Consider the following 8,702-nt stretch of genomic DNA (forward strand, 5'->3'; position numbering starts at 1 on the left):
GCCGGTCTGCCCAGGTCAACGCCTGCAACGCGGTAAGGTGCTTGACGTGGTGAGAATTCCCCGACCCCACCCCGGCGTGAAGCCCGGGGTGAAGGTCGACGCCCGCAGCGAACGCTGGCGCGAACACCGCAAGAAGGTGCGCGGTGAGATCGTCGAGGCGGCGTTTCGGGCCATCGACCGGATCGGGCCCGGCGTCAGTGTCCGCGAGATCGCCGAAGAGGCCGGCACCGCCAAACCCAAGATCTACCGGCACTTCCACGACAAGGCCGACCTGTTCCAGGCGATCGGGGAACGGCTACGTGACATGTTGTGGGCGGCGGTCTTCCCGTCGGTCGACTTCGCCACCAACTCGGCCCGCGACATCATCCGGCGCAGCGTCGAGGAGTACGTCAGCCTGGTCGACGACCATCCCAACGTACTGCGGTTCTTCATCCAGGGCCGGTTTCCGGAGCGGTCCGAGTCGACGATGCGGGCACTGAACGAGGGCCGCGGAATCACCCTGGCGATGGCGGCGATGTTCAACAACGAGCTGCGCGAGATGGAGCTCGACCCCGCCGCGATCGAGCTCGCCGCGTTCGCCGCGTTCGGTTCGGCGCAGTCGGCCACCGACTGGTGGCTGGGCCCCGATCCGGACAGCCCGCGGCGCATGCCCCGCGACAAGTTCGTGGCGCACCTGACGACGATCATGATGGGCGTCATCAACGGCACCGCCGAGCTACTCGGCATCAACCTCGATCCCGACTCGCCCATCCACAACGCGGTACCCCGCGATTCGGCGGTCAGCTGAGCCCCGGCGCGGGTCAGTCTTCACCGCGACGCACGAACAGTGCCAGCACCGCGCCGACGGCGGCGGCGATCGCGGCGACGACCATCGAGGTGTGCAGCCCGATCATGAAAGCGCTGTGGCCGCCCTGCGCCACCGCGTGCACCAGCGGGGCCGGCATGCCCGGGACCGTCGGGGTAATACCTTGAGCCACCAGCTCTTTGGCGGCGGACAGCTTCGCGGCCACCGGCGCCGGAGTGCCCGCACCGGTGAGTTGGTCGACGAGCACGGATCCGACCCGGCTGGACAACACCGATCCGAGGATGGTGGTGCCTAACACCCCGCCCAGTTGCACGGCGGTGCTTTGCAGACCACCGGCCACCCCGGCGTCGTCGACGCTGGCGGTGCCGATGATGGCGTCCGAGCTCGCGGTCAGCACCAGCCCGATACCCGCGCCGAGCAGGACGAACGCCGGCCACAGCGCCTGGTACCCCGAGTCGGTGCGCAGGAAGATCAGCGAGAACAACCCGGCCGCGACCGCGGCCAGCCCGACGACCATGGCCGGACGTGGCCCGAATCGTTCGGTGAGAACGCCGGACAGCGGCGCGGTCACCATCAGCGCCAGGCTCAGCGGCAGCGTGCGGACGCCGGACTCAACTGGGCTCAGGCCCTGCACGTTCTGCAGGTATAGCGACAGGAAGAACACCGCGCCGAACAGCGCGAAGAAGTCGATGACGACCACCGCGGCGCCGATCGACAGCGACCGGTTGGCGAATAGCCGCATCGGCAGCAGCGGTTCGTCGGCATGCAACTCGATCAGCACGAAGACCGCCAAGGCCGTCAGGCCGGCCAGCAGCACCCCGACCGTCCGGCCCGCCAGCCAGCCCCAGTTCTGCGCCTTGATCAGCCCGAACACGACCAGGAACAGCCCGCCGGAGAGCGTGGTGATGCCCGGGATGTCGAGACGATGCGCGCCGGCGTTTTGGCTTTCGACGATCGCCCGCGCGCCGATCACCAGGGCGGCGGCCGCGATCGGCGCGTTGATGTAGAAGACGGACTGCCAGCTGACATGTTCGACCAGCAGCCCGCCCACGATGGGTCCGGTCGCGATCGACACCCCGGACGCGGCGCCCCAGATCCCCACGGCAGCGTTGAGCTTCTCCGCAGGGAAAGTAGCTCGCACAATCGCCAGCGTGCTCGGCATCAGCAACGCGCCGAAGACGCCCTGCACCGTGCGCAGGGCGATGACGCCTCCCACGGTGCCGATCAGCCCGATGCCCACCGACGTGGCGGCGAAGCCGACGACGCCGATGAAGAACACCCGGCGGCGCCCGAACCGGTCGCCGAGGTTTCCGCCGAAGATCAGCAGCGAGGCCAGCGCGAGCATGTACGCGTCAGTGATCCATTGCAGATCCGACAGCGATGCGCGCAGGTCGGTGGCAATGCGGGGGTTGGCGATGGCCACCACGGACGCGTCGAGGCCGACCATGATGACGCCGATCGAGACGGCGAGCAGTGTCCACCAGGGATTGCCCCGCATCGTGGCGTGGCTCGGTGTCCGGTGCCGGCCTCCCGATACCAGCTCCGGGGCAGTCAGTGTGACGGCCATATGTTTGCTCCATTCCTATGTGGAGGGTATGTATCACTTACTGTGGTCGACAATACGCATAAGTGGAAGCAATCCTCCAGTTGAGCAAGTATGCTCGACGTGTGATTTCAGCCGCAGTTCCCGGGGAAAAGCGAGCCAGACCACTTCGCGCCGACGCGAAACTCAACCGCGACCGGATCCTGGCCGCGGCCGCCGAGTTGTTTGCCGAGCGCGGGCTGTCCGTGCCGTTGGAAGAGATCGCCGGCCGCGCCGGGGTGGGCGTGGCCACGCTCTATCGGCGTTTCCCCACCCGCGCCGATTTGGCGGCCGCCGCGTTCGAGCGCAATATGTCCCGCTACACCCGGGCCGTGGACCGTGCGTTGGCGAACCCACGCGCCTGGGACGGCTTTCGCACGCTGATTTTCGAGTTGGGCGAGCTGCAGGCCGGCGACGCGGGCCTACGCGACCTGTTGACCACGGCGTTTCCGGCCAGTAGCACGGCCGAACAGCGCACCAACGAAACCGTCGAGAAGCTCAGGGAGGTCATCGGGCGGGCACAGGCCGAGGGAACTCTGCGGCGCGACGCGGTGGCCGCCGACGTCGTCGTCATGCTGATGGCCAACGCCGGCGTGCTCAAGGCCACCGGCGCCACGGCCCCGGATGCGTGGCGGCGGTTCGCGGCAATGATGGTCGACGCGTTCGGCGCCCGGCCCGATACGCCACTGCCGCCCGCTCCGCCCGAGCAGCAACTGCGCCGGTCGATCGCATTGCTGACCGAAGGGCGCTGAAGTACCCAGTACCGGCGTTCCCAGGTAGGCTCGCACCATGACCATCGCCGAGCCGACGACGCAGGAGTCAACACACAAGCCACCGGTGCATACCCGCGCGGTGATCATCGGGACCGGGTTCTCCGGGTTGGGCATGGCCATCGCGCTGCAGCGCCAGGGCGTGGACTTCGTGATCCTGGAGAAAGCCGACGACATCGGTGGCACCTGGCGCGACAACAGCTACCCGGGCTGCGCGTGCGATATCCCGTCGCACCTGTACTCGTTTTCCTTCGAGCCCAAGCCGGACTGGAAGCACCTGTTCTCCTATCAGGACGAGATCTGGGACTACCTCAAGGGGGTCACCGACAAATACGGGCTGCGCCGCCACATCGTGTTCAACTCGCTGGTGGACCGCGGGCACTGGGACGAAACCGAATACCGTTGGCACGTGTTCACCGCCGACGGCCGCGAATACATCGCCCAGTTCCTGATCTCCGGCGCCGGTGCGTTGCACATCCCGTCGGTCCCCGACATCGCCGGACGTGACGAATTCGTGGCTGCTGGACGCCCCGCTTTCCATTCCGCGCAGTGGGATCACGACGTGGACCTGACCGGCAAGCGGGTCGCGGTGATAGGCACCGGTGCCAGCGCCATCCAGATCGTTCCCGAGATCATCGACCGCGTCGCCGAACTGCAGCTCTACCAACGCACCCCGCCGTGGGTGGTGCCGCGCACCAACGAAGAACTGCCGCCCGGGTTGCGCCGCGCGTGCGCGAACATCCCGGGTCTGCGGTTGGCGCTGCGCACCGCACTCTATTGGGGCCACGAGGCGTTGGCCTACGGGATGACCAAGCGGCCGAACATTCTCAAAGTCGGGGAGGCGCTGGCTAAGTGGAACATCCGCCGCGCGGTGAAAGACCGTGAACTGCGCCGCAAACTGACGCCGCGCTACCGGATCGGCTGCAAGCGAATCCTGAACTCCTCCACCTACTATCGCGCCGTTGCCGACCCCAAGACCGAGCTCGTCACCGACCACATCAGCCGGATCACACCGGACGGCATCGTCACCGCCGACGGCAGGCACCGCCGCGCCGACGTGATCGTGTTCGCCACCGGTTTTCACGTCACCGACTCCTACACCTACGTGCAGATCAAAGGCCTGCACGGCGAGGATCTGGTCGACCGGTGGAACCGGGAAGGGCTGGCCGCGCACCGCGGGATCGCAGTCGCCGATACCCCCAACCTGTTCTTCCTGCTGGGACCCAACACCGGACTGGGACACAACTCGGTGGTGTTCATGATCGAGTCGCAGATCCACTATGTCGCCGAGGCGATCGCCGCATGCGATCGACTCGACGCGCAGGCATTGGCACCGACCCGGGCCGCGCAGGACCGGTTCAACGACGAGTTGCAGCGCAAACTCGCCGGCTCGGTGTGGAACTCCGGTGGGTGCAGCAGCTGGTATCTCGACGAGCACGGCAACAATCCCGTGTTGTGGGGCGGCTATACCTGGCAATACTGGGCGGGCACCCGCGCACTGAAGCCGGCCGAGTACCAGTTCTTCGGGGTTGCCACCGGCTGCTCCTGCGTACGAGACACGCCCACCTACTAGGTGTTGTGTTGCCGCCGGTTGTCGTACCCCAGGGGTAGTGTTTGAAGTCTGGGCACAGCCGACAATCCGTCCTGGTGAAGTGGGGTTCTGGTGAGCGAAAAAGTGAAGCTGATTGACCGGGTTTCGGCAATCAACTGGAACCGTCTGCAAGACGAGAAGGACGCCGAGGTCTGGGACCGGCTGACCGGGAACTTCTGGTTGCCGGAGAAGGTGCCGGTGTCCAACGACATCTCCTCCTGGGGCACGCTGACCGATCACGAAAAGCAACTGACGATGCGGGTGTTCACCGGGCTGACGCTGCTGGACACCATTCAGGGCACGGTCGGGGCGGTCAGCCTGATCCCCGATGCGTTGACGCCGCACGAGGAAGCCGTCTACACGAACATCGCGTTCATGGAGTCGGTGCACGCCAAGAGCTACAGCCAGATCTTCTCCACGCTGTGCTCGACCGCACAGATCGACGACGCCTTCCGCTGGTCGGAGGAAAATCCCAACCTGCAGCGCAAGGCCGAGATCGTGATGCACTACTACCGCGGCGACGAGCCGCTCAAGCGCAAAGTGGCTTCCACGCTGCTGGAAAGCTTCCTGTTCTACTCCGGGTTCTACCTGCCGATGTATTGGAGCAGCCGGGCCAAGCTGACCAACACCGCCGACATGATCCGGCTGATCATCCGCGACGAAGCCGTGCACGGTTACTACATCGGATACAAGTACCAACGCGGACTGGCGCTCGAGGACGCCGTGCGACAAGCCGAACTGAAGGACTACACCTACGAGCTGCTCTTTGAGCTCTACGACAACGAGGTGGAGTACACCCAGGACCTCTACGACGAGGTGGGGCTCACCGAAGACGTCAAAAAGTTCCTGCGGTACAACGCCAATAAGGCGTTGATGAACCTCGGCTACGAGGCGTTGTTCCCGCGTGACGAGACCGACGTGAACCCTGCGATCCTGTCGGCGCTGTCACCCAACGCCGACGAGAACCACGACTTCTTCTCCGGCTCGGGCTCGTCGTATGTGATCGGCAAGGCCGTCGTCACCGAAGACGAGGACTGGGACTTCTGAAGTAGCAGGTCAGTGGCCTAACAGTCCGTCAGGCCCTATCGAACGGCGGCCGATCGGCCGCTCGGCTGAACGCCATGTGCCCAAGCCGTGCCCACAATTCAGAACTACTGGACCGGGCGTACTGAGACTATCTTCGTCGTTGCCTCTTCGGCTTCGTCGTTACCTGTCTGGCCGCGTGCGCTTCTCGACATGGGTGTCGAAAAACAACTTTGCAAGATCGCCGCCAGCGTCGTGTGCGGCATCATCCTCGTCTGCAGGAATGTTCGGAGACTCTAGTGTGCGGGTGCTTTGGCGCTCAAATAGCTCACTATTCCGTCAGTTACGGCGGCAGCGTACTTTGCGCGTCCATCCGCGCTTTCCATCTGTGTCGCGTCGGCGGCGTTTTTCATGTTTCCGAGCTCGACGAGGACCGCAGGGTATTGGGCCAAGTTCAATCCAGCGAGGTCGGACCGCCCATAGAGTCCCTGGGTCCCAATGTAATTGGACTCGTGAAAACCTGACGCGGCCAATGCGTCGCGCATCATGGTTGCCAACTGCATGGCGGGCCCGGCTTGGATGTCGTTGAGCGGCGGGCTGGAATAGTTCACGTGGAATCCCTGACCTGATGGGGGCCCACCGTCGGCGTGAATGCTGACGATCGCGTCGGGTTTCACCGCATTGGCCAGTGCGGCGCGTTCATCGACGCAGGGTCCCACGCCGGTGTCGCTGTCGCGTGACATGGTCGTTCGGACGCCCAACCGATCAAGTGCATCCCGGACGCGCAGCGCAACATCCCAGTTGAAGCTGTGTGACCTTGACATCGCACTACGTCCTAATGCAGAAGATCGAAGATTGGACACAGCAACACCGCCGCTACCTGGAGCATCACCGCCCGGACGATTACGGTCACTACTTTGAGGTGACCACTCTTCGGTTCGTTGACCAGCCCGGTGCTGGCCGTGTCCACATGCAGCACCTCATTTCTGCTGTTGATTCCGGCGCGCAGATCTTCGCCGCCGGCGCTGCTGGCCGGTTTCAAACCGACCACTATCCTGAGATCCAGTCGGTTGCGTATGCCCAATGGTTTGCTTACATCCACGCCATATGGGAGGAGCAGTTCCGCGACCGCATCGCCACCTTCTTCAATATCGGCATGCGTGGTGACCAACAGCTTGAGAAAAACGATGTTAAGAACGATTTTTTCGGCGACATTCGTTGGATCCGAAACGATTTCGTCCATAACAAGGGGATCGTTGACGAGTGCATGCGAACTAAGATGCTCGACTGGGGGTTCTCCAAGGGCAAGCCGATCGAAATCACCGTCGAGCAGATGTTGTCATTGATCGGGCTGTTCCCGCGCGAACAGCTTCTCAAAGGTCACACGCGCCAGACGCGGTCTGTGCGAAAGAATCTCCCTGGCAGTGGGGACGCCATCCTGGTCGACAGGTTCGTTAAATACATCACCGACAAGCAACTCGACAAGGGCGCCGCCATCGACGGGATGCTGTCGGGCTGGCTCGAGCGAGTAGCCGCCAACGAACCGCAAAACCGGTCAATCCGGTAGCAACTTCACCGACTTGCGGTAAACGTGTGACTTGCATCAGCCGGTGGCCACTCGACCGACATGTTCGAACTAATGGAGCAGAAGTTCCTAGTGGTGTGTCCTGGATTTAGCTGACTTTTTCGAGGGCTATGCGTCCTCGGGCGACCTTGGCGAGGATGGATTTCGCTGTCGCTGTCCACACGTAGGGCCGTGGGGCGTCGTTGTGTGAGTCGAGGTACTGCTGGATCGAGGCGATCAGATCGGGCACCGAGTGAAATGCGCGGCGCCGCAACGCTTTGTCAGTCAGCTCACGGAACCAGCGTTCCACCAGGTTCAACCACGACGAGGACGTCGGGGTGAAGTGCAGGTGAAACCGTGGATGCTTCTCCAGCCACGCCACGACGTCTGGATGTTTGTGGGTGGCGTAGTTGTCCAGGATCAGGTGGATCGCGAGGTGCTTGGGTACCTCGCGATCGATGGTCTTGAGGAACGTCAACCACTCCTGATGGCGGTGCCGCGGCAGGCATTGCCCAATCACTGTGCCGGTCAATACGTCCAACGCCGCGAACAAGGTCGTGGTGCCGTGACGCTTGTAGTCATGGGTCATCGTCTCCCCGCGCCCCTTGACCATCGGCAACGACGCCTGCGTGCGATCCAATGCCTGCACCGAGGACTTCTCGTCAGCGCACAGCACGATCGCCTTGTCGGGCGGGTTCATGTAGAGCCCGACCACATCGACCAGCTTCTCCTCGAAACGCGGATCGTTGGACAGCTTGAACGTCTCGACCCGATGCGGTTTGAGCCCGCGCGCGTGCCACACCAGCTGCACCGTCGACTTCGACACCCCGGTCGCCGCCGCCATCGTTCGACAGCTCCAATGGGTCTCACCCGCCGGTCGGTAGTTCACGGTCAGCTCGACGATCTCATCGATCTTCGATTGCGGGATGGACGGTTTGGGACCACGCCCCTTGCGCACCTGGGCGAACTTCACCAAACCCTGCCCGGTGAACTGCTCCCGCCAACTCTTCACCGACGCCGGCGACACCGACAGCGACCCGGCGATCGCCGTGTTGGCCATCCCGTCAGCAGCCATCAACAACGCCTTGGCCCGCACCACCTCCCGATGCGCACCCGATTGCGACCGAGCCATCGACTCCAACACCCCCCGTTGACCATCTGACATCGCCAAAGCAGGCACGGGTCGTCTCATGACGGAGAGCATAACCAACTAATCATCATTTAATCGTAGGACACACCACTAGTGGTGTGTCTCGCAAATAATCAAGGTGTTGTTCGGTATCCTTGTCTCATGAGTGCACCAGCAGCGCCGTTGCCGTTGACCGCCGGTGAGCGCGACACCTTGGAGAGGTTGGCGCGGGCGCAGT

Annotated in this window: 7 protein-coding genes and 1 pseudogene; 5 read left to right on the top strand and 3 right to left on the bottom strand. The window is 63.8% G+C overall.

Annotation, left to right across the window (positions count from 1 at the left end; genetic code table 11):
• Positions 1–46 precede the first annotated feature (46 nt).
• Positions 47–787, top strand: coding sequence for a TetR/AcrR family transcriptional regulator (locus tag ACRDTL_RS20420; RefSeq protein WP_431508522.1), 741 nt, complete (start codon positions 47–49; stop codon positions 785–787).
• A 13-nt stretch (positions 788–800) separates the two neighbouring features.
• Here the strand turns inward: ACRDTL_RS20420 and ACRDTL_RS20425 are convergent, their stop codons facing one another.
• Entirely contained in the window at positions 801–2,372 is a 1,572-nt protein-coding gene (locus tag ACRDTL_RS20425) for an MFS transporter (RefSeq protein WP_431508516.1), read from the bottom strand.
• A gap of 101 nt (positions 2,373–2,473) precedes the next feature.
• Between ACRDTL_RS20425 and ACRDTL_RS20430 the strand changes: the two genes are divergently transcribed.
• The 3 genes from ACRDTL_RS20430 (at position 2,474) to nrdF (ending at position 5,795) form a co-directional block, all read left to right on the top strand.
• Positions 2,474–3,139, top strand: a complete 666-nt coding sequence (locus ACRDTL_RS20430; RefSeq protein ID WP_431508517.1) for a TetR/AcrR family transcriptional regulator — start codon at positions 2,474–2,476, stop codon at positions 3,137–3,139.
• A gap of 37 nt (positions 3,140–3,176) precedes the next feature.
• Positions 3,177–4,730 (top strand): flavin-containing monooxygenase, encoded by a 1,554-nt coding sequence (locus ACRDTL_RS20435; protein WP_431508518.1) that lies wholly within the window; start codon positions 3,177–3,179, stop codon positions 4,728–4,730.
• A 90-nt stretch (positions 4,731–4,820) separates the two neighbouring features.
• Positions 4,821–5,795 carry a class 1b ribonucleoside-diphosphate reductase subunit beta gene (gene nrdF, locus ACRDTL_RS20440; RefSeq protein ID WP_431508519.1) on the top strand — a complete coding sequence of 325 codons (975 nt, stop codon included), beginning with the start codon at positions 4,821–4,823 and terminating at the stop codon, positions 5,793–5,795.
• Positions 5,796–6,067: 272 nt separating this feature from the next.
• Here the strand turns inward: nrdF and ACRDTL_RS20445 are convergent.
• A pseudogene (locus ACRDTL_RS20445) lies at positions 6,068–6,583 on the bottom strand (N-acetylmuramoyl-L-alanine amidase); the annotation flags it as partial.
• Positions 6,584–6,609: 26 nt separating this feature from the next.
• Between ACRDTL_RS20445 and ACRDTL_RS20450 the strand changes: the two are divergent.
• A complete protein-coding gene (locus ACRDTL_RS20450) occupies positions 6,610–7,338 on the top strand; it encodes a hypothetical protein (protein ID WP_431508520.1) in 729 nt (242 codons plus the stop codon).
• Positions 7,339–7,444: 106 nt separating this feature from the next.
• Here the strand turns inward: ACRDTL_RS20450 and ACRDTL_RS20455 are convergent, their stop codons facing one another.
• On the bottom strand, positions 7,445–8,527 hold the full coding sequence (locus ACRDTL_RS20455) for an IS630 family transposase (RefSeq protein WP_431508521.1): 1,083 nt from the start codon (positions 8,525–8,527) through the stop codon (positions 7,445–7,447).
• Between the last annotated feature and the right edge of the window lie 175 nt (positions 8,528–8,702).

It is taken from the genome of Mycobacterium sp. (genome assembly GCF_050700595.1).
In the GTDB taxonomy this organism is placed as follows: Bacteria; Actinomycetota; Actinomycetes; order Mycobacteriales; family Mycobacteriaceae; genus Mycobacterium.

Excerpts from the sequence above, each read along its gene's own strand:
- ACRDTL_RS20455 (WP_431508521.1), bottom strand. The coding sequence starts at position 8,527 with ATGAGACGACCCGTGCCTGCTTTGGCGATGTCAGATGGTCAACGGGGG.
- ACRDTL_RS20435 (WP_431508518.1), top strand. The coding sequence starts at position 3,177 with ATGACCATCGCCGAGCCGACGACGCAGGAGTCAACACACAAGCCACCG.
- ACRDTL_RS20425 (WP_431508516.1), bottom strand. The coding sequence starts at position 2,372 with ATGGCCGTCACACTGACTGCCCCGGAGCTGGTATCGGGAGGCCGGCAC.
- ACRDTL_RS20450 (WP_431508520.1), top strand. The coding sequence starts at position 6,610 with ATGCAGAAGATCGAAGATTGGACACAGCAACACCGCCGCTACCTGGAG.